This is a genomic window from Actinomadura terrae (genome assembly GCF_022751215.1).
Taxonomy (GTDB): domain Bacteria; phylum Actinomycetota; class Actinomycetes; order Streptosporangiales; family Streptosporangiaceae; genus Spirillospora; species Spirillospora terrae.
In genome coordinates, this window is the sequence record NZ_JAICDG010000001.1 from 2,185,655 (window position 1) to 2,205,465 (window position 19,811).

General features: G+C 69.3%; 17 protein-coding genes. 2 read left to right on the forward strand and 15 right to left on the reverse strand.

What is annotated here, in order from left to right; translation table 11 throughout:
* Nucleotides 1-65: 65 nt before the first annotated feature.
* The 3 genes from K2F47_RS09630 to K2F47_RS09640 all read right to left on the reverse strand — a co-directional run bounded on the left by K2F47_RS09630 (nucleotide 66) and on the right by K2F47_RS09640 (nucleotide 3,585).
* Nucleotides 66-725, reverse strand: coding sequence for a nucleoside triphosphate pyrophosphohydrolase (locus tag K2F47_RS09630; RefSeq protein WP_242902416.1), 660 nt, complete (start codon nucleotides 723-725; stop codon nucleotides 66-68).
* Nucleotides 726-809: 84 nt separating this feature from the next.
* Nucleotides 810-1,712, reverse strand: coding sequence for a hypothetical protein (locus K2F47_RS09635; RefSeq protein WP_242902417.1), 903 nt, complete (start codon nucleotides 1,710-1,712; stop codon nucleotides 810-812).
* Nucleotides 1,713-2,301: 589 nt separating this feature from the next.
* A complete protein-coding gene (locus K2F47_RS09640; protein WP_242902418.1) occupies nucleotides 2,302-3,585 on the reverse strand; it encodes a citrate synthase in 1,284 nt (427 codons plus the stop codon).
* Between the two features lie 130 nt (nucleotides 3,586-3,715).
* Here K2F47_RS09640 and K2F47_RS09645 point away from each other — a divergent pair, with 130 nt between their 5' ends.
* Nucleotides 3,716-4,378, forward strand: a complete 663-nt coding sequence (locus tag K2F47_RS09645) for a thiaminase II/PqqC family protein (protein ID WP_242902419.1) — start codon at nucleotides 3,716-3,718, stop codon at nucleotides 4,376-4,378.
* 74 nt (nucleotides 4,379-4,452) lie between these two features.
* Here K2F47_RS09645 and K2F47_RS09650 read toward each other — a convergent pair whose 3' ends face one another.
* Nucleotides 4,453-5,316 carry a serine/threonine-protein kinase gene (locus tag K2F47_RS09650; RefSeq protein WP_242902420.1) on the reverse strand — a complete coding sequence of 288 codons (864 nt, stop codon included), beginning with the start codon at nucleotides 5,314-5,316 and terminating at the stop codon, nucleotides 4,453-4,455.
* Nucleotides 5,317-5,876: 560 nt separating this feature from the next.
* On the opposite strand from K2F47_RS09650, the gene K2F47_RS09655 reads away from it, so the two are divergent.
* Nucleotides 5,877-6,662, forward strand: coding sequence for a hypothetical protein (locus K2F47_RS09655; protein WP_242902421.1), 786 nt, complete (start codon nucleotides 5,877-5,879; stop codon nucleotides 6,660-6,662).
* A gap of 1,638 nt (nucleotides 6,663-8,300) precedes the next feature.
* Here K2F47_RS09655 and K2F47_RS09660 read toward each other — a convergent pair.
* From K2F47_RS09660 to K2F47_RS09710, 11 genes are all read right to left on the reverse strand, one after another.
* A complete protein-coding gene (locus K2F47_RS09660; RefSeq protein WP_242902422.1) occupies nucleotides 8,301-9,146 on the reverse strand; it encodes a hypothetical protein in 846 nt (281 codons plus the stop codon).
* Nucleotides 9,147-9,645: 499 nt separating this feature from the next.
* A complete protein-coding gene (locus tag K2F47_RS09665) occupies nucleotides 9,646-10,113 on the reverse strand; it encodes an excalibur calcium-binding domain-containing protein (RefSeq protein WP_242902423.1) in 468 nt (155 codons plus the stop codon).
* 640 nt (nucleotides 10,114-10,753) lie between these two features.
* Nucleotides 10,754-12,061 carry an amidohydrolase/deacetylase family metallohydrolase gene (locus tag K2F47_RS09670; RefSeq protein ID WP_242902424.1) on the reverse strand — a complete coding sequence of 436 codons (1,308 nt, stop codon included), beginning with the start codon at nucleotides 12,059-12,061 and terminating at the stop codon, nucleotides 10,754-10,756.
* A 28-nt stretch (nucleotides 12,062-12,089) separates the two neighbouring features.
* Entirely contained in the window at nucleotides 12,090-12,572 is a 483-nt protein-coding gene (locus tag K2F47_RS09675; RefSeq protein WP_242902425.1) for a RidA family protein, read from the reverse strand.
* A 59-nt stretch (nucleotides 12,573-12,631) separates the two neighbouring features.
* A complete protein-coding gene (locus tag K2F47_RS09680; RefSeq protein ID WP_242902426.1) occupies nucleotides 12,632-14,224 on the reverse strand; it encodes an aminotransferase class V-fold PLP-dependent enzyme in 1,593 nt (530 codons plus the stop codon).
* Nucleotides 14,225-14,499: 275 nt separating this feature from the next.
* A complete protein-coding gene (locus K2F47_RS09685; RefSeq protein WP_242902427.1) occupies nucleotides 14,500-15,462 on the reverse strand; it encodes a LysR family transcriptional regulator in 963 nt (320 codons plus the stop codon).
* A gap of 259 nt (nucleotides 15,463-15,721) precedes the next feature.
* Nucleotides 15,722-16,090, reverse strand: coding sequence for a hypothetical protein (locus tag K2F47_RS09690; protein ID WP_242902428.1), 369 nt, complete (start codon nucleotides 16,088-16,090; stop codon nucleotides 15,722-15,724).
* Between the two features lie 4 nt (nucleotides 16,091-16,094).
* Nucleotides 16,095-16,940: an ABC transporter ATP-binding protein gene (locus K2F47_RS09695; protein WP_242902429.1), complete on the reverse strand. Its 846-nt coding sequence runs from the start codon at nucleotides 16,938-16,940 to the stop codon at nucleotides 16,095-16,097.
* Nucleotides 16,937-17,821 carry an ABC transporter permease gene (locus K2F47_RS09700; RefSeq protein WP_242902430.1) on the reverse strand — a complete coding sequence of 295 codons (885 nt, stop codon included), beginning with the start codon at nucleotides 17,819-17,821 and terminating at the stop codon, nucleotides 16,937-16,939. Before K2F47_RS09700 ends, K2F47_RS09695 begins: the two co-directional genes overlap by 4 nt.
* Nucleotides 17,821-18,675 carry an ABC transporter permease gene (locus K2F47_RS09705; protein ID WP_242902431.1) on the reverse strand — a complete coding sequence of 285 codons (855 nt, stop codon included), beginning with the start codon at nucleotides 18,673-18,675 and terminating at the stop codon, nucleotides 17,821-17,823. The genes K2F47_RS09700 and K2F47_RS09705 overlap by 1 nt, the downstream gene beginning before the upstream one ends.
* Entirely contained in the window at nucleotides 18,672-19,808 is a 1,137-nt protein-coding gene (locus K2F47_RS09710; RefSeq protein ID WP_242902432.1) for an ABC transporter substrate-binding protein, read from the reverse strand. The genes K2F47_RS09705 and K2F47_RS09710 overlap by 4 nt, the downstream gene beginning before the upstream one ends.
* Nucleotides 19,809-19,811: the final 3 nt, after the last annotated feature.

The window sequence follows — 19,811 nt, forward strand, 5'->3', positions numbered from 1 at the left end:
TGCCCTGGTGTGTTCGTCAGGGACTGGGGCCGTCGCGGTCACTGACGCTGCTGGGGCGGACGGTTCTAGGGTTCGGTCGGCAGGCTCAGGACGAGGCGCTCGGTGAAGCCGCCCCGCCTTTCCCGTTTGGCCGCGCGTCGCTCCTCCAGTTCGTCCGGCGTCATTCCGTGGATCGCTGCCAACGCGTGCAGAACCTCCAGGAGGTCGGCGAGTTCGTCCGGGTCGCCGCTGGAGGCGTACTCCCCGGCCTCCTCGTAGAGCTTGGCGCGCAGCAACGGCTGGTACTCCTCCGTTTCGGCGATACGGGTCTCAGCGCTGCGTCCGGTGGCCTGAATGATCTCGGGAATCCGGTCGCGGACCAGCTTCTCCGTCAGCCCGTCACCCGAGCCGGTGTGGTGCATCAGTCCGCCATGTCGCCGGTCCAGCGACTGGACCCACTTCACAGCCACCGCCGCCGTCTGGACGAGTTCCTCCCGGAGCCTCGCGGGCGCCGACTCGGCAAGGGCCTCGTAGAACTCCTCTGTGAGCACATGGCGCCAGGTCAGCTCTCCGCGCTTCCACGCTTCAGCACATTCGCGCTTGGCCTCCTCCGCGTGCTCGGTGAACTCCGGTCCGCTTCCATCGGGAAACTCCTGGACGCCCCACATCCGATCCTGGGCATCTCGTTCGGCCGCGATGTCCGACAGCACCCTCGCCAGCGAACCCGGCACTCCCTCGTCTTCCATGCGCCGAAGGTAACCATCGCGCCTGCCCTGCGCGTGCGTTCCGAACAAGTGCCACTGGACGCCAACCTAGGGGTGCGGGCTTGGCTAGGTCGGGCCAGGATCATCCGGTTCGGAGCTCAGCAACTCGTGCATCACGGGAGGTATCTCGTCCCAGAGCCACTCGTTCATCGTTCCGGGAAAGTCATCCGGAGCCTCGATGCCCAGACGGAGAGGGCCCGCCTCGACCAGCCGGACCGGAACGGGATCGCCTTCCCATAACTGTTCCCGGCTGCCCCAGAAGGCAGCGAAATCGTCGCTCGTCAGCCGCAGTTCCATGGGGAGCAGATGCGAGCCAGGGTGCCGTCCGAGTGGGAGCAGATGCTGCGCGGTCGTGCGCAGGACGTTCAAGGCCGCCAGATCATGCGCGCAGGCTACATCGGCGATCTCCAGCTCCGGCAGTCCGAAGCGGCACAGTCCACGTGTGCTGATGCGGACACACGTGCAGCCGTCGATGTCGCCTGTGCCGACCTGGCACTCGCCGCCGTTGCGGTAAGGCGGTAGGGAGGCGCCGATCCAATCGTCGGCGAGGATGAAATTCCCGGAGTCTTCAAAGTAGAGGCCAGGCAGCACGCGATCGGTGCTGAGATCGACGGGGATGCCGCAGAGGGATTCGGCGAGTGCTTCGGCGGCCGTGCGCGCGAGATGGAGACCGGACGGAAGGTCGGTGGTTTCCAGTTCGGACAGCACGCCGACGTGGCGGGTCGCCTCGCGAGCCTGCTTGCTGTCCTCCTCGTCGACGGCAGTCGTCCTGCTCAGATCCCAGGGAGAATCCGATGCCTGATATTCGGCTATCTGGAGTCGGGTTGTGCCCAGGCGCTCCAGCACCGGCTCCGTGAACTGTGCCGGCAGGTTCTGGCGGATCATGGTCGGGAGGTCGTGGACGACGCGGTTCGTCGCGACGACGAAACCTGCACTGACCTTCTCGGGAACCGTGATGGTGACGGGCATGGCAGCCTCCTCGGGCCGTCGGTGGGCCGGTGTGTGCGGTCCAGCCTCGGGGAAGCGCTCCGGCAACAAAAGTGGAATCGCGTTCTGTGGATAAGCTCGCTGTGAGCGTGTCGCAAACGCCCGAAATGATGCCATTAGGCGGAGTTTGAGAGAGTGGCGGCAGGAGCAGAACCGCTCAATCAGGCTGCCGCGCTGGTAGAAGGCATGGCGGCGGCGCGCAGACCCATGGACGTCCAGGCATACTTCGTGGGGCCTTGCTAAGACGCGGCCCCGGAAATGACCACTACTCCACTTGGTGCAGATCGGTGTGAGGTCGATCGCCAAACCTCATCATGCGTATACGCGATCACAGCGTCGGACGCCATGCTGGCCAACCGAATGCCCAGGCGTGCCGACCGGGCTCACTGAAATGCCTCTGCGAATATCCGTGAGGAGACCGACTCCGGGGTTCCAGGCACAACCGCCCGCACCCGTCCAGCAAAACTCAAGGCCGGGAGCATCGCTCCCGGCCTTTGAGTCATTCGCGTTCGTCGTTCATACGGCGGCCATACAGGCATCACGTCACCCGCGACGGCCAGCCAGTGTTGTGTCAGCGAGAGGGAAGGTCCACGTAGTGGCGCTCGCCCGGGCCCACGTACACCTGGCGCGGACGGCCGATCTTCGTCGTGGAGTCGTTCATCATCTCGCGCCACTGGGCGATCCAGCCGGGCAGCCGTCCGAGCGCGAACAGAACGGTGAAGGCGTTGGTGGGGAAGCCCATCGCCTTGTAGATGACGCCGGTGTAGAAGTCGACGTTCGGGTACAGCTTGCGCTCCACGAAGTAGTCGTCGCTCAGCGCGACCTCTTCGAGGCGCATGGCCAGGTCCAGCAGCGGGTCCGATTTGCCCAGCGCGTCCAGGACCTTGCCGGTGGCCTGCTTCACCACGGCGGCGCGCGGGTCGTAATTGCGGTAGACGCGGTGGCCGAAGCCCATCAGCTTGACGCCCGGCTCCTTGTCCTTCACGCGCCGGACGAACGAGTCGACGTCGTCGCCGTTCTCGTGAATGCGCTCGAGCATCTCCAGGACGGCCTGGTTGGCACCCCCGTGCAGGGGACCGAACAGCGCGTCGACGCCCGCGGACACCGACGAGAACAGGTTCGCCTGGCTGGAGCCCACCAGCCGTACGGTCGAGGTGGAACAGTTCTGCTCATGGTCGGCGTGCAGGACGAACAGCATGTCCAGGACGCGCACGATCTCGGGGTCGATCTCGTACGCCTGCGTGGGCAGGCCGAACGTCATGCGTAGGAAGTTCTCCACGTACCCCAGGGAGTTGTCCGGGTAGAGCAGCGGCTGACCGATGGAGGTCTTGTACGCGTACGCCGCGATCGTGGGCAGTTTGGCGATGAGCCGGATGCTGGACAGGTCGACCTGCTCGGGGTCGAACGGGTCGAGGCTGTCCTGGTAGAAGGTCGACAACGCGCTGACCGCGGACGACAGGACCGCCATCGGGTGCGCCCGCCGGGGGAACGCGGAGAAGAACGCGCGGAACTTCTCGTCCAGCAGCGTGTGGTTGCGGACGCTGTGGGTGAACTCGTCCAGCCGGTCGGCGGACGGCAGCTCGCCGTAGATCAGCAGGTAGGCGACCTCGAGGAAGGAGGACTTCTCCGCCAGTTCCTCGATCGGGTAGCCGCGGTACCGCAGGATGCCCGCCTCACCGTCGATATAGGTGATCGAGGACGTGGTGGAGGCGGTGTTGGTAAACCCGGGATCGAGCGTGACATGCCCCGTCTCCTTGAGCAGCTTGCCCACGCCCAGGCCGGAAGGACCCTCGGTGGCCTCCGTCACCTCCAGAGGCATGCGGCCGCTCACGTGGTTGAGCTCGAAATCCGACATACTCGCTCGCTCCCAACTCCGTCCACACCTGCGCAGACGCTCCGTTCTTCATCGTATCCACGTGATCACACGGGCTCATCCGGGCCTGTCCCGTTGACGAGTGGCCGCGCGGGGTGCTCCGGTGGGGTACATGAGCGACCACATCGCCGCCGAACTTCTCGCACGTGCCCGCCGGGAGATCGCGGACGCGACGTCCGAGAACCGCTTCCTCGATCTCCTCGAAACCGGTCGGGTGCCCCGGGAACGCCTGGTCTGGCTGGTTGGAGAGGAGTTTCGGATCGTCAGTAGCGACCGGCGAAGTTTCGCCCTGTTGGCCGCGCGCTATCCGGATTCACCGGCCGGCGAGCTGTTTCTGCGGCTTGCCCAGGGTGAGACCCGGGCGCTCGGTCTCCTGAACGATCTCGCCTCGGCCCTGGGGGAAAGTGAGAAGAATCTCAGAGCGTACGAGCCACGTCCGTTCGCCCAGACCTACCCCGCATATCTCGCGCAGCGTGCCGTCTTCGGCACGGCCAGTGAGGTCGCTCTGGCCATGCTGGCCAACCTGGAAGAGTGGGGCGCGTACTGCTCCCGTGCCGCCGACGCCCTCCGCAGCGCCTACGACATGGACGACGCCGCAGTGGCCTTCTTCAGCTTCTTCGCCGAATCGCCACCCGGCTTCGAGGACCAGGCCCTGTCCGTCGTCGCCGCAGGACTGGAGGCAGGTGACGACCCGGAGGAGATCGCCCTTGCGGCGCGTCTCCTGCACGCCTACGAGACGGCCTTCTGGGACGCCCTGGCCGAGGGCCTGACCTGATCGCGGGACGTGCGGGCCTCCTGCACATCCCGACACGCCCCCGCCCGGGGACGATCCCGCCCGTGCAAAGTCCGCTACCAGGCCTCTTCGCGGAGCGTCGGGGGTTCGCCGGTGACCTCGATCAGCGTGCGTTCCTGGACGCCGATGAGCTCCGCGACGTCCGAGGGCAGCCACTCCTCGCCGTAGTGCGCGTCCAGCAACGTGGACAGCGCGACGAGCACCTGTTCTGGCGAGGGCCGCTCCACTGGTTCCTTCACTAGGCACCGCGTGACGAGGCCGCGCATGGGGTCAGGCAAACGGCTGAGATCGGGCTTTCCGTGGACGATGCGTCCGCGCACCTTGTGGCCGCCACCGAACGGAGCAGCACCCGCCGCCGCGAACACGAGCGTCGCGCCGAGCGAGAACACGTCGCTCTGCGCCGTCACCTGCTCGCCGAGGGCCTGCTCGGGCGACATGTATGCGGGTGTCCCCAGAACCTCCGAGCGTGAGAGGGGCAGCGCGTCCAGAGGGCGCGCGATACCGAAGTCGATGACCCGTGGCCCATCCGAGGCCAGCAGGACATTCGACGGCTTCAAGTCCCGGTGGACGATTCCCGCGCGATGGATCGCGATCAGGGCCTCCGCCAACCCGGCTCCCAACCTGCACGCCGCCTGCTCCGGGAGCGGTCCCTTCTCACGCACCGCCGCGGAGAGGCTCACCCCACGGATGAACTGAGTCGCGAGCCATGGACGGTCCGCGTCCGGATCCGCATCGACCACGGGAGCCGTATAGAACCCGCTGACCGACCGTGCCGAGTTCACCTCGCGCCGGAACCGCGCCCGCCACTTGGGGTCGCCCAGCAGCTCCGACCTGATCACTTTCACCGCGACCAGCCGCCTGCTCGCCGACGTCGCGAGGAAGACCTCTCCCATCCCGCCGGAGCCGAGCCGTGCGACCACCCGGTAGGGGCCGATCATCTGTGGGGAGTCAGGCTGCATGGGCACGAGTTCCGATCATGGTGGGCGCGCTTCATCGTGCCACGAACCGCCCCTGCGTCTGGTGGGGAGCGGCCGCCACCCACAAGGGCCGCTTCCACTCGGCCCCGTGACCTGGTCGGCGTCCGGTTCCATCGAACCTTCATCACCTCTACACCTCGTCTGAGCACCGCCCGGGTAAGACGATGATCTCGTAGGAGACCGCGCTCACCGCGGCACCCGGGCATGCGGCTGCATCAGGTTTCTGGGTCGAGTTGCTCCATGGGAAGCCCGTTTTAGGCGGAGCTTTCTTGAGTAGGGCGTGTAGCTCCGCCCTTCGTCCACCCAGAGGCCGCCTCCCTTGTTCCCCCGGATGCGTTGCGCATATCGCCGAACTTGCAATCAAAACCCCCATTCGAGACAAACAACACCCTTGTGACAGCCGCCCGCGTAGTTATCCACAGAACGCAGTTCTACTATCCTTGGTCGGCGTCGTGGGTCAGGCTTCACCTTGTCAGCGTTCAATCAGGACAAGGAGGCAGAAGATGCCGGAACAGACCATTCGTCGCGACTTCGGCGTGCACCAGTTCGCTCGCCACCTGGGCCTCAACCACTGGCAACTGCGGCTCGGGCGCGAACACGGCATCGTCCCTACCCCGGACGTCGCAGGGGAACGATGGTCCGCCCAACTCGCCGAAGCCGCGAGGGACAAAGGGGAAAAAGTCATCGCCATGTTCGGAAGCGAGCCGCCCATCGGATCCACCAAGGCGGCGGCGCGGCTGGCCTGCCGAGTAAGTCTCGATGTAGAGCGTGGAGACATCGAGGTCTTGGTGGCCCGGGGAGAACTCGACGTCATCAGCAACTTCCGCGGGTACCCCGTCTATCTCGTTCGGGACCTGGACCGGCTCGACCAGGAGTCGGTTCGCGCGGTGGTACTTGCCCGCAAGGGGCCTCTCTTCGACAGCGTCGATGCCGGCGGCGCCGCAATGATCCTCGACTGGCCAAAGAAGTCCTTTGACCGTGTCGCCTTCGATCGCCAACTGCCCGTGGACCAGCTCGGACGCTACGCCCTCGCCGACATCCACGCTCTCGCCTCGGAGGCGCATCTCATGCAACAGATCCTCGAAGAGAAACGTCAGCTGGCACTCGCCAGAGCAAGGAGGGCAGAGATCAAGATCGAGGATGTGGTTCGCGGTTGGCTTCTCCGCTGCACCGCATACGTCGACCGCGCCGCCGACCAGCCACCGGACCCCACCGCCATCCGCCGGGCACTTCGCGCCCTCGCCGCCGCCAGAGCGGCGGGCACCGAACACGAGTACAGCAGCACCTGAGGGCCCCCGACTGTCAGCAGCACACGACCGTGGCAGCGATCTTCCTACATAGCCCACGATCCAGCGTCCGGTCACCCTCGGAGTTCCTGCGCAGAAGAAGCGATCACCAATGCCATACCGAATCCCCCAACTCGCGCCACCGAGCCCCACCCCGCCGCACCCCGGTGCGGCGCCGCCGCGGGCCACACGGGCCCGGGGCCGACCAGCCTGACGCGGGGCGGCGCGGCCTGCCACGGGCCGGGAGGCCGACGCGTGCCGACGCGGACTGGTGCGGTGCTGACCTGGGCTGGTGCGGTGCTGACGCGGGTTGGTGTGGTGCCGACGTGGGCTGACGCGGTCTAACGCGGGCTTGAGGGGCCCGATGCGTGCCGCGCGGGCCCGGTGTGGCGCTGACGCGGCTGGTGTGGGGCCAGCGCGTGCCGACGGGCCAGCCCAGCTGACGCGGGGCGCCGAGGCCTGACGCGGGACGGTGTGGCCTGATCGGGGCCGAGGGCCGTGTCAACGCGGCCCGGTGCGGTTTTGACACGGGCTAGTGCGGTGCCGGTGCGGTGCTGCCGCAAGCTGGCGTGCCCTGACCCGCCGATGGGCTGACGGATGCTGACGCATGCTGACTCGGGGCGCCGGTGATGGCGGGTGTTGGCGTGGGCTGACGCGGGCCGGCGTGGTCTGAGGCGGCCCCGAGGGGACGATGGATGCTGACGTAGCCCGATGTGGTGCTGATGCGGCGCGGCGGCGTTGACGTGGTCCGGTGTGGTGCCGGTGCGGTGTCGACGCGGGCCACGCGTGCCGACGCGGCCTACCACGGGGCCGACGTGGCCGAACGCGGGGCGGTGTGGTCTGACGCGGGGCGATTGGCGTGTCACGGGTCGAGGGTGACGCGTGCCGACGTGGGCTGATGTGGGCTGATGTGATGTCGACGTGGGGCATGTGGCCGACGTGGTCGGACACGGGTCGACGTGGCCTGACGTGGGGTGGTGTGGCCTGACAGGGGTCGAGGGCGTGGCGCGTGTCGACGTGGGGTGGTGCGGTGCTGACGTGGGTTGGGGTGGTGGCCATGCGGGTCGGCGCGGGCCCACGCCCCAGGGGCCTTACGTGAAGCGGCGTGGCTGCGGGGCTCATACGGGCCGAGGACGTGCCGACGTGGGCTGGTGCGGGGTGGGCGCGGGCTGGGGTGGCGTTGGTGCGGCCTGTTCTGGTGTCGGGGCAGGGTGCTGTGGTGTTGATGTGGGGCGAGGTGGGCTGGGGGGTGGCGCGTGCTGATTCGTCGGTGGGGCGACGGGTGTTGAGGGGGCTGACTTGGGGCGACGGGCTGGCGTTGGGGGTGAGTTCGTGGGGCGGGAGCGTGTGCGGAGGCTTGGTCGTTCTGGCGCGGTTGTGCATGGTGCTGGGCCTCGCGGTGCCTGATCGGGGAGGGGCGTATCAGGGCAGCGCGTCGCGAGGGGGTGGGGGACTGCGGCTGCGATCAGCTTCGGGGGTGAGGTGGAGTGGACTTGGTCGCAAGGGGCGGCGGTTTGGGTGCCGTTTTGGGGCTGGAGTGGTCTCGAGGGTTTGGGTGGCTTGCCCGCAGGTGGTGCTGGGGGCGACAGGTCGGGTTTTGAGAGGTTCGAGGGTGGCCTCTGAGGTGATGGGGGCATGGGGTCAGTTTCGTTTGGGGCTGCTGCGGCGTCCTGATGGACGCCTTCGCTCGTGGTCGTGGTTCTCGATGGCCGCGAGGAGGCGGTCGCGGGCCTCGGTGCGGGACATGGCCGGCAGGCGGTCCGGGAAGTGGTTCGCGAGGCCGGGGGACGGGTCGAACAGCCCGTCGTCGTCGACGACGATGTGTTCGCCCGTCCAGTTGCCGAGGAGGATCGCGCAGACCTCTCCCGGGTAGTGGGCGAGGAGCCTGCGGATCCGCTCGGACTCGTCCTCGCAGTCGGCCACCAGGAGCAGGCGCCGCGCGTCCGTGATGCCGGTGGTTCGGCGGATGGAGAGTTCTGTCTCCAGGTACGCCAGGGCGGCGTCGAGGTTGCCGGGGATGAACAGCCCCGGGGCGGACTCGTCCAGCAGTTCGTCCTCGGCCAGCCCGAACAGGGCCGTGGCATCGGAGCGGGGGAGCACCGTGAGCGAGGTGTCGCCGTGCTGGTCGAGCGCGGTGAGGGCGAGCACGCGCGCGGTCGCGACCGCGCCCGAGCCCGAGAGGCCCAGGGCGGGCACGGCGAACGGGTCGAGGGGCGGCCGGTAGGTGACGTGGACGACGTCCTCCGCCGACCCGCCGCCGTCCACCGGAACGGCGGCCGTCAACGTTCCGGCGGCGGCCGCGGAGATGCGATGGCGGAACGGGTAGCAGATCGCTGCCGCGACGGGAACGAGCAGACCCAGTAGCAGGATCGGTTGCAGCGGCCTCGACTGCGACTCTTCGCCGCCGGCCTGTTCGTGGAGGGCGGGGAGTTCCGGGGTGCTGCCGGTCGTCGGTGAAGGGGGTACGGTCGTGGGACGCTCCGGCATGGGCGGGCGGGGGCTCGGCTTGTCCGGGGCCTCCGGCGAGGGAGGCCGCCGGTCGCGTTTCGGGGGTCGCTCCCGATTCGCGCGATTCGTCCGCCGAGGTGAGTTGCCGTCGCGCCTCCGACCGTGGGTCCTTTTTCGGGGTTCTTCGTACATTGCCAGCCATCTCTCCTTGCACAACCGGGCCGCATACCAGTTGGTGATGCCCGTCGGGTGGCGGCAGATGGTCGGTATCGACCGCCGAGAATCCGGATCGGCCGGCGCCGCGTCCGCCGGCGTGGTCACGCCGAGGAAGATGGCGCCGGCCATCGCCGTACAACCCAGAAGTCCGCATGTGCCGCGGAGGATGCCGCCGATCATGGCGGCGGGCCTGGGATCTGCCAGGAAACGGTTCATCTTCGCCCCGGGGATCGCGTTGGTCACCGTCAGAATGCCGATCGTAGTCAATTCAGCTACGCAGCGTTGAACAATGGTGACAGTCGTTCCGACGCGTTCCGCGGGATCACTCGCAGCCGACGCCGTCGCCGTCCCGGTCGAGATGGCGGGCGTAGCCCGGTTCGCCCTGATGTATGGGTGCTTTTCCGGCCGCCCGGACGGCGGCGCAGTTCCTGTAGTACACGGGCGCCTGTACTGGTGGTTTACGAACATGTCGCTTGCTCGGACGCGGCCTGGGCTTGCGGGACACCGCCGGACGCTTCGACTTTCTGGGGAGCTGCGTCCTGCTCGGCGTGGGGAGGGGTGTCGCGTCGGGGCCAGGCTCGTCCGGCGGTGTCGAAGGCGCGGTGGGGCCTGGCGTGGTGGGTGTGGACGACGCCGTGGACGACGCGGTGCTGGAGTCGCCGGAGTCCAGCGCCGCCAGACAGCCGCCGAGGAGGGCGAGGCAGAGGATGAGACCGCATCCGCAACCGGCGAGGTTGCGCCCGACATTCGACTTCTGGCCTCCCCGCTGAGGGGGACCGGGTTGGTGCATGCGCGTCTCCTGACATAACGGTTTGAGGGTGAGACGCGCAATTTGGTGGAACGGGTTACGGTTGCGTGAACTCCAGGTGGCGGCGACGTCCAGGTCGTCGTGGGGAGAGTGGGCGTTCCGCTTGTTGTTTTCGCAGGTCAGTGGGGTGCCGTCGGTCGGTGGTGGACAGTTGCGGCCGCCGTGATTGACGACTGCTTGGCCTGACGTGGACAAAGACCCGATTTCGGGTGGAGCGCTCTTATCTATGGCTAGAGTTGGACTTTTTGTGCGCCATGGGTAGAGCGATCTTTTCTTTCTGCCTCTTGGCGAGTCGTGTCGGGTAGCGGTTGAAGATCAGGCCTTCTCTGTTCCCGAAGGCCTTCCAGCTGATTGCTTGCGGCGGCCTAGTGCCTACCTGGCGAAGTACACCAAGATTTGCTGCGGCGCAGGCGGTCGTACCAGAAGAAGCGATCGACAGCCCTCCGGGCAGGCCCGGCTCGCATCGCCTTGATCTGCAATTCTCCGGGCACGTCGGTCCAGCCGATGTGCACGGCTGCTCGTTGGTTAAGGCTGGGCTGGGCGAGCGGGCGGCCGCATATGGGTGAGGGGCGGGGCGGCGGGCGCTGTGCCCGGTGTCCCCCCCGCCCCTCGTCCGCTCGGGTCAGTGCCCGTCCTCCCGTCCTCCCAGCCGGCTCGGGTCCGGGGTCCATTTCTCGGCGGACTTGCCGTTCAGGTCCCAGACCACCTTTCCGGCGCGGACCGTCAGCTCGGTCGACAGCTTCCGCTTGCCGTCGATGCGGTAGCCGAAGCTGTCCACGAACCCGAACTTGCCCTTCTCGAGCGTGAACACCGCGAGGTCGGCGGGCGCGCCCACCGAGAGGTGGCCCAGGTCGGGCCGCTTGATCGCCTTCGCGGACGCCCAGGTCGAGGCGTTGACGACGTCGTTCAGCGGCAGGCCCGCCGCCAGGAACTTCGACATGACGTTGGACTGGTCCTTCATGCCCGCGTTCATGCTGGTGATGTGCAGGTCGGTGGAGATCGTGTCGGGGGTGAAGCCCTCCTTCAGCGCCGGGACGGCGACGTCCCACGCGAAGCTGCCGCCGCCGTGGCCCACGTCGAACAGCACGCCGCGCTTGCGGCCCTCCCGCATGCCCGGGTTGAGCTTGCCGTCGGGGCCCAGCTCGCCGCGGAGCCCGGAGTAGGCGTGCGAGTAGATGTCGCCGGAGCGGAGCTTCTCGGTGAGGAGGGTCTTCAACGGGCGCTCCGGGCGGTTGGCGCCGAAGTCGACCATCACCGGGATGTCCGCTTCCGTGCCCGCCTTCACCGAGTTCTCGACCGGCGTCCACTCCGGCCCCTCGTAGTGGGCCGTCTTGATGCCGACGATCGTTTCCGGGTGCTCCTTGGCCTTCGCCGCGGCCAGCCCCGGGTCCATGTCGGCGAGGTTCTGTTCGTACTTCCCGCCCGCCATGCCCTCGCCGACGATGTTGAGGAAGGCCAGGACGCGGGTCTTCGAGCGGTCGATGACGTTCTTCTTGAACAGGTCGAAGCTCTTCGCGCCCGACGAGCCCGCGTCCACCGCCGTGGTGACGCCGGAGCGGAAGGTGAAGCCGTCGGGCGCCACGCCCGCCCAGCCGTTCCGGTACTCGCTCTCCGGGCCGGTGAAGAGGTGGGCGTGCAGGTCGATGAGGCCCGGGGTGACGTACTCCCCGGACGCGTCGACGGTCTTCTTCGCGGCCGTGGCGTCGATCCGCCTCGCGACCTTGGCGATCTTCCCGTCCTTGACGGCGATGTCGCGCCTGGCGTCGAGCTGGTTCTTCGGGTCGATGACGTGGCCGCGCTGGATGACCAGGTCGTAGGCTTCGGCGGCGGACGGTGCGCCGCCCGGGGACAGGGCGCCGAGGGTGGCGCCGACGGTCAGGGTGAGGGTGGCAGGAAGAATCCGCCGACGGAACAGGGCTCTCGCGTGCATCCGGGCTCCAGTTTCAGCTGACGGCGGCTCAGCGGACGGCGATGCAGTCGATCTCGACGAGCGAGTCGCCGGGAATGCCCCCGGCGGCGGCGATGGTGGTGCGCACGCCGGGCTTGCGGCCCCAGCGTCCCAGGAAGACCGCGTTCATGCCGTCGTAGTCGTCCAGCGAGTTGAGGTAGACGTTGACCTTCAGCACCTTCTCCATGGAGGAGCCGACGGACTCCAGGTAGCGCTCGACCTCGTTGAGGACGTGGTCGGTGTGGGCGCGGATGTCGCCCTCGAAGTGCGCTCCGATGCCGGAGATGTAGACCATGTCACCGTAGGTGACGATCGGGCTGAACAGCGGGTTCTTCGGCGGCTGCTGGCCGCCCGGGTAGTGGACCTCCTTGCGCGGCCGGTGGCCGCGCCCGCTGTCGGCGGACGCGGGGGCGGCGCCCGCCACGACCGGTACGGCGGCGACGGCCGCCACTGCCGGGGCCTTGCGGATGAAGTCCCGTCGGTTCGAGGACACGGTTCCTCCAGAGCTGGTGCGGGTGGGACGTGGTGCGGTGCGGGAAACGGGTGCTGTCGTCAGGACTTCCGGGTGGCGGACCAGGACGCCCCCAGGTACTCGCCCATACTGAGCTCGCCGCTGATGCGGTCGCCCTTGAGCACGCCGGTGAAGGTGAAGTCGAGGGCGTCGCCGTGCTCCTCGCCGTAGTGGCTGCGGACGGTCACCTCCGCGCCGCTGACGCTGCCGGTCACCGGACGGCTCACGAACTCGCCCTTGTGGGTGCCGGTGATCTTGGCGCCCTCCTGGCTCAGCTTCAGCTCGTGCGCGGTGGACCTGCTGGCCGTGTACTTGATGTCCAGCGCCCAGGTACCGGACGCGTCGACGGTGGGCGGCTTGGGCGGCTCGGGCGCCGGCGGCGGGTCCCGGAGCAGCTTGACGAGCTCGTGGGCGATGGTCTTCGCGTTGCCGGGCTCCAGCATGTACGGGGTGATGGACACGCCGGTCTGCCCTGGGCCGCCGCCCGCGGCGTTGATGGCGATGCGCGGCTCCCCGTCCCACAGGGCGTCCACGATGGTCTGGCCGGTGACGCCGAACTTCTTGGCGTCCCACAGGATCGTCAGGCTCGGGGTGCGGTTGGAGAGCCCCTCCGGCTGAACGATCTTCGTGCTCAGGCCGCGGACCACCGAGACCCGGCGGGTGATGTCCTTCAGCCAGGAGGTCCACCTCGCGTACTCGGCCCTGTGGTCGCGCTGCACCCACATCTCCACGGCGGCGAGCATCCCCATCGCCTCCTCCTTGCCCACCTTGAACCCGCGGGCCCAGCCGTGGTGCGGCGCGCTGTGCACCCAGGCGGCCCGCACCAGGTCCTCGCGGCCGAGCAGGATTCCGGCCGACTGGGGTCCGCGCAGGCACTTGCCGCCGCTGTAGGCCACGAGGTCGGCGCCCCGCTGGAGATGGACGTTCGGGATCGTGAGGATCTCCGCGGCGGCGTCGACCAGCACCGGCACGTTCGCGGCGTGGGCGAGTTCGGCGATCGTCCTGGTGTTGAGCTCGTGCTTGTCGACGCGGGGCATGGCGAAGATGTAGACGAGCGCGGTCTGCGGCCCGAGCGCCGCCTTCAGCTCCTCGCGGGTGTCCACCTCGACGATCTTGAGCCCGGTGGCGCTGACCGCCGCCTCGTACACGTTGCGGGAGTGCTTCGGAATGATCGCTTCGGTCTTCTTGAAGCCGGTCAGGTCCGGCAGCCGCACGTGGAGGTCGGGGTTGCCGCCCGCCACGCACGCGGCGCTCGCGTGCCCCAGCGCCGCCGAGGCGCCGGAGCTGACCATCCCGAACTCGGCCTTGGTCAGCTCCCCGAGCCGCTTGCCGATGGCGTCGGCCAGCTCGTCCAGCTGGACGTACTTCCGCGACGCCCGGTCGATCGCGTCGCGCACCTCGGGCAGCATCAGCGAGCCGCTGAGCACGGTGTAGGTGCCGCGCCCGTTGATCAGCGGGCGGACGCCGATCGCCTCGTAACCGCTCTTCCCGCCCTTCGCGGCGGCGCCGGCGGCGGCGTTCCCGTCCGGTGCCGCCACCGCCTCGCCGCCCAGTAGTGGCCCCAAGGTCAGCGCGCCGCCGACGGCCGCGCCGCGCCCGAGCATCGTCCGCCGTGATATTCCCTCAGTTCGCATACGGCCACTCCAGGCGACTCGTGGTTCGTGGTGCGTCACACGGTAAAGCGAGCGGAAGCGGGCGTTAAGGTCGTAATTCGGATGGTGGTATTCGTAACTCGGATGGCGGCGGGCCGGTCGATACTCGGCGTGCCGAGGGAAACGCGAACGGTTCCCACGGACGGTCATTGCCGCGAAGTCGCGGCGCTGAAGAAGTGCGAATCCCGCGGAGTCGTAATGGCGCATCGAATGCCTCCCGGAACGCCGGCGGTTCGGGTACCGGTGCCGCCCGGACGTCACCCGGCGGGCTGCGGCTGCCTGCTCGCCGCGGTCAGCCTCGTGGTTCCGACGGGGATCTCCGACACCTCGATCTCGCGCAGGAGCGTGCGCGCCGGCGGTGTCAGCGGGTTGGTCGTGCTCCAGTAGACGGCGACGCGGCGGCCGCAGGGGACGTCGAGGCGGCGGGCCACCACGCCGCTGGTGTTGGCGGTGGCGACCGCCAGGAAGTTGATGACGCCGATGCCGAGGCCGCTGCGGACCAGGGAGACGAGGGTCTGCGGCTGGTTCGTCGCCTGGACGGCGTTCGGTTCGAGGCCGTAGTCGTGGAAGGCGCGGTAGGGCTCGAAGCCCGTCTCCTGCGGCGAGCCGAGCCGCCCGATCGTGATGACCGGGTACTTGGCGACCTCGGCCACCGGCAGCGGCTCGGGCAGGCCGGCCAGCGGGTGGTCCGGGCGGTGCACGACGATCAGGCCCTCCCGCCACAGTGGCCGGTACTCCACCGACGGCCCGGCCGGCGGCGCCATCGGCCGCAGGCAGATGTCCACCTCGCCCGCGGCCAGCGCCCCGTCGAGCTCCAGCGTGGAGCGCTCGACGAGAATCACCTTGATCGCGGGACGGGTCCGCGCCATCCGCTCCAGCAGCTGCGACACGAACGCCGCGCTGGCGCTGGGGTAGCTGCCGAGCGTCACCACCCCGCGGGCGGCGCCGCGGTACCCGGCCATGGCGGCCTCCGCGCCGGCCAGCTGCCGCAGTATCGTCCGGGCGTGCTCGGCGAGCACCACGCCGGCGTCGGTGAGCGACACGGGCCGGCGGTCCCGGTCGAACAGCGAGACGCCCGCCTCCCGTTCCAGGGCGGCCACGTGCATGCTCACCCGGGGCTGGGAGCGGTGGATGACCTCCGCCGCGGCGCTGAAGCTTCCGGTTTCGACGACGGTGAGGAACGATACGAGCCATTCGAGGCGCAGGTCGGTACGGAGCATGCCTTTGCTCTACCGTCGCGCCCGGTGGCGGACAATCCTGGTCGTGGTTTCGGTGGGGGGCCGATCCGCATTCCGAATAGCCGTGCGGTTTACGGCCGCCGGCGTGCGCACCATGTTCTCGGCTATTGGCCGCGGTCCGGTGCGAACGCCGGTCGGACGGGCGAGCCCGGCAAGGCGGGGGAGGCGGAGCGGCCGTGCGGCGGTCGGACGGGTGCAGCGGAGCGGACGGGTCGGACGCGGCGGCCGTGCGGCGGTCAGGTCACGATCCTCGTTTCGGGACCTCGATGTGCTTGATCCAGTACTCGCGGGCCAGCGCGTCCACCCCCGCCGGCGCCACGCCCCGCAGGTGCACGACATGGCCGTCGGTGCCCGCGATGCGGCCGTGTTTCTGAAGGCGCAGGATGTGGAAGCGCTCCGGCGCGAAGCCGAGCTCCACGTCGACCGCGAACCGGCCGCGGCCGTCGCGCTCCGCGCCGACACCGGGGCCGACCTTGCCGTGGGCCTGGACGACCAGCCAGAGCTGGTAGGCGAGCACGATCGCGATCACCACGGCGATCTTGCGGAGCGCCGGGCTCTTGGCGGCCCGGCGCGGCAGCGACGGCCTGGCCGGTATCGTCCTGGCCGGCATCGTGCTAGGCGGCATCGGGCTCGCCCCCCGCGTGCTCGCCCCGCGCGCCGCCGTCTCCAGCTTCCGCGCCGTCGCCGCCTGCGCCCTCGTCGTCGCCCAGCAGCTCGTTGACCCGGTTCGCGATGCGGCGGAACTCCGGGAGTTCCAGCGCCTCCTGCCAGCGGCGCGGACGGGGCAGCGTCACGTCCACGATCTCGCGCACGCGGCTGGGCCGCCGGGACAGCACCACGATCCGGTCGGAGAGGAACACCGCCTCGTCGACGTCGTGGGTGACGAAGAAGACCGTCGGGCGGCGGTTCTCGAAGATGCCCGTCAGGTCCTCCTGGAGTCTGCGGCGCGTCTGCGCGTCGATGCTGGCGAACGGCTCGTCCATGAGCATCACGGCCGGCTCGTTGGCCAGCACCCGGGCCACGCCGAGGCGCTGCTGCATGCCGCCGGACAGCTCGTGCGGGTACCGGTGCGCGAAGCCGTCGAGGCCGACGAGCTTCAGGAACTCCTCCCCCCTGGCGTTGCGCTCGGCCCGCGGCACCTTGCGCATGCGCAGCCCGAAGACCACGTTGCCCAGCACCGTCTTCCACGGGAAGAGCGCGTGGCTCTGGAACACCACGCCGCGGTCCGGCCCCGGCCCGTCGACGGGGCGGCCGTCGACGACGACCGTCCCGCCGGACTGCCGGACGAAGCCCGCGACGATGTTGAGCACGGTGGTCTTGCCGCAGCCGCTGGGGCCCAGCACGGAGACGAACTCTCCCTTCCGCACCGCGAAGGAGACGTCGTCGATGGCCGTGACCTCCTCACCGGTGTAGGCGTCGGTGTAGACCTTGTTCAGTCGGTCGATCTCCAGCGCGGTCATCCATCCGCCTCCATCGCGCGAACCATTCCCCAGCGTTCGACGGTCGCCCGCTCGAACGGGGCCAGAATCAGGGCGTCGAGCGCGTACCAGAGCGTGCCGAGCACCACCATGCCCAGGAACACCTGGCTCACGTCGCCGACGCGGCGGGCGTCGAACATCATGAAGCCGACGCCGCTGGTGCCGACGATGATCTCGGCGGCCACCAGCGCCCGCCAGCCGTAGCCGAGCCCGGTGCGGATGCCGCCGGCCACCGACGGCAGCGCCCCGGGCACGATCACCTCCAGGAACACCCGCAGGCGCCCGGCGCCGAGGCTGCGCGCCGCCCGGACGAGCTCGTGCGGCACCTGCTCCACCCCGGCGACGACGCTGAGCATCAGCGGGAAGACGATCGTGTAGACGAGGACGAACGTGACCGTGGTGAGGCTGAAGCCGTACCAGACGATGACGATCGGCAGCCACGCGATGTCCGCGACGGCCTGGAAGAACAGCAGGATCGGCCAGAAGGCGCGGCGCATCGGGCGGCTCATCGCCACGACGAAGCCCAGCGGGAGGCCGATGAGCAGGCCGAAGCCGACGCCGTAGCAGAGCCGGGTGAGCGAGTCGGTGAGATAGCCGGGCAGGATGCCCTTCTCCATCAGCTCGCCGAACTTGTCCACCACGGCGGGCGGGCCGACGAAGAAGGACTCGGGGAACACCTCCAGCGCGTCCAGCAGCCACCACAGGGCGACGACCGGCACGAAGGGCCCCAGCGTGCGGAACGTGCCGCTCCGCAGGCACCGGTGCCACAGCCGCCATGCCAGGCCGCGGCCGGCGCCCCGTCCGCGCCGGCCGGGTCCGCGGCCCGCGCGCTTCTCGTCCGTCGGGAAGGTGGTCGAGGTCATCAGCTCCGCGCTCCCGTCATCCCCCAGCGCTCGACCGTGCGCCGCTCCAGCGGCGCCAGCAGGAGCCGGTCCATCAGCAGCCACAGCACGCCGATGATCAGCATCGACGCGATGATCACGTCGGTCTGGAAGTACTTCTGCGCCTGGAACAGGGCGTATCCGAGGCCCGCGTTGGTCGCGATGATCTCGGCCGCCACCAGGCCGCGCCATCCGTAGCCGAGGCCGACCCGCAGGCCGGTGACGATGCTGGGCAGGGCGCCGGGGAGCAGGACCTCCCAGAACATCCGCAGCCGGCCCGTGCCCATGCTGCGGGCGGCCCGCAGCACCTCGGTCGGGATCTGCCGGACGCCGAGCATCGCGTTGTAGGTCAGCGCGAAGAACATCGCGTTCCACACGATGAAGATCACGGCCCGGTCGCCGTAGCCGAACCACAGCGTCGCGATCGGGATCCAGGCGATGCCGGCGAGCGCCACCGAGAACCGCAGCAGCGGCAGGAAGAACGCGGACAGCACGCGGCTGGCCCCCAGGGCGATGCCGAACGGCAGGCCGGTGACCAGCGCCAGCACCATCCCCAGGCCGGCCCGTCGCAGGCTGGCGCCCAGATGCCGGAAGAGGTCCCCGCTCGACCACATGTCGCCCAGCGCCCTGAGGACGTCGGTGACCTGCGGGAAGACCCGCATCGGCGCCCCCGACACCTGCACCGCGACCGCCCACACCGCCACCAGCGCCGCGAGCGGGCCCAGGAACCACAGCGCGCCCGTGGCGGTGTCGCGGAGGCCGCGCCTCCGCATGGTCAGGATGCCGGGCCGCCGCGCGGTCAGGGGGCCGCGCCGCCGTGCGGTCGGCGCGGTCACGACGGGCACGCCTTCTCGGCCGCCGTCCGCTCGAAGGTGTAGCCGTCCTGGATCCTCGCGGACGCCGGCGTCGCGGGCAGGTCCTGGAAGAGCTTCGGGTCCCCGGCCATCACCTTGAGGATCGGGCCGGGCCGGAAGAGCTTGTTGACGTCGAAGCCGGCCTTGACCTTGCCCTGCGCGGCCAGCAGCCGGGCGACGGTGTCGAGCGCGAGGTAGTTGCAGGCGGAGAAGCGCGGGTCGAGCTGCTTGACGTTGTGCTTCATCGCCTCGACGGCCACCTCCTTCTTCGTGCCGGGCAGCCACCGGGTCGCGGCGTCGGCGGCCTTGTCCGGGTTCTGGCGCATCCACTGGTCGGCGGTCGCCCGCGCGGTGAGGAAGCGGCTGACGACGTCGGGGTGCTCCTGGGCGTACTTGGGCGTGGTGACGAGGTAGCCGACGAACGGGATGTGCCCGCCGCCGCGCAGCACCTCCCGCGCGCCGTCCACCTGCTGCGCGATGGTGATCGGGAACGGGTCCCAGACGATGGCGACGTCGATGCCGCCGGACCTGAGCGCCACCGCCATGTCCGGCGGCTCGGTGTTCACGATCTTGACGTCGCTCGCCTTCAGACCGGTCTTCTCCAGCAGCCCGAGCAGGTACAGGTGGTTGATGGAGCCCTCGGAGACGCCGATGCGCTTGCCCCGCAGCGTCGTGAGGTTCTTCCCGTCGACGCCGGACTTGCCGCTCGCCACCACGGCCATCGTGTCGTCGATGCTGAGCCTGCTGGCGGAGCCGGTGTAGTTGCCCACCAGCACCAGGTCGAGGCCCTTCTGGGCGGCGGCGATGGCCGGCGTGCCGACCTGCACGAAGTCCACCTGGCCCGCCTGGAGCGCGTTGAGCGCGTCCACGCCCGTCGGGAACGGGTCGGCGAGCTTCACGTTGAGGTTCTGGTCGTCGAAGTAGCCGGCCTCGACCCCGGCCGGAAGGCCGAGCTGGTCGATGGCCGAGACATATCCCGCGGACACCTTGGTCGGGGCGTCCGCGCCGCCGCCGCCCGCGTCGTCATCGACGGTGGACCCGCCGGAACACCCCGCGAGCAATGACACGATGCCCGAGCAGGCCACCACGGCGAGGTGGCGTTTCACGCGCAACATGAC

Coding starts and splice junctions, on each gene's coding strand:
- K2F47_RS09630 (WP_242902416.1), bottom strand. CDS start 725: ATGGAAGACGAGGGAGTGCCGGGTTCGCTGGCGAGGGTGCTGTCGGAC.
- K2F47_RS09635 (WP_242902417.1), bottom strand. CDS start 1,712: ATGCCCGTCACCATCACGGTTCCCGAGAAGGTCAGTGCAGGTTTCGTC.
- K2F47_RS09640 (WP_242902418.1), bottom strand. CDS start 3,585: ATGTCGGATTTCGAGCTCAACCACGTGAGCGGCCGCATGCCTCTGGAG.
- K2F47_RS09645 (WP_242902419.1), top strand. CDS start 3,716: ATGAGCGACCACATCGCCGCCGAACTTCTCGCACGTGCCCGCCGGGAG.
- K2F47_RS09655 (WP_242902421.1), top strand. CDS start 5,877: ATGCCGGAACAGACCATTCGTCGCGACTTCGGCGTGCACCAGTTCGCT.
- K2F47_RS09660 (WP_242902422.1), bottom strand. CDS start 9,146: ATGCCGGAGCGTCCCACGACCGTACCCCCTTCACCGACGACCGGCAGC.
- K2F47_RS09665 (WP_242902423.1), bottom strand. CDS start 10,113: ATGCACCAACCCGGTCCCCCTCAGCGGGGAGGCCAGAAGTCGAATGTC.
- K2F47_RS09670 (WP_242902424.1), bottom strand. CDS start 12,061: ATGCACGCGAGAGCCCTGTTCCGTCGGCGGATTCTTCCTGCCACCCTC.
- K2F47_RS09680 (WP_242902426.1), bottom strand. CDS start 14,224: ATGCGAACTGAGGGAATATCACGGCGGACGATGCTCGGGCGCGGCGCG.
- K2F47_RS09685 (WP_242902427.1), bottom strand. CDS start 15,462: ATGCTCCGTACCGACCTGCGCCTCGAATGGCTCGTATCGTTCCTCACC.
- K2F47_RS09690 (WP_242902428.1), bottom strand. CDS start 16,090: ATGCCGGCCAGGACGATACCGGCCAGGCCGTCGCTGCCGCGCCGGGCC.
- K2F47_RS09695 (WP_242902429.1), bottom strand. CDS start 16,940: ATGACCGCGCTGGAGATCGACCGACTGAACAAGGTCTACACCGACGCC.
- K2F47_RS09700 (WP_242902430.1), bottom strand. CDS start 17,821: ATGACCTCGACCACCTTCCCGACGGACGAGAAGCGCGCGGGCCGCGGA.
- K2F47_RS09710 (WP_242902432.1), bottom strand. CDS start 19,808: ATGTTGCGCGTGAAACGCCACCTCGCCGTGGTGGCCTGCTCGGGCATC.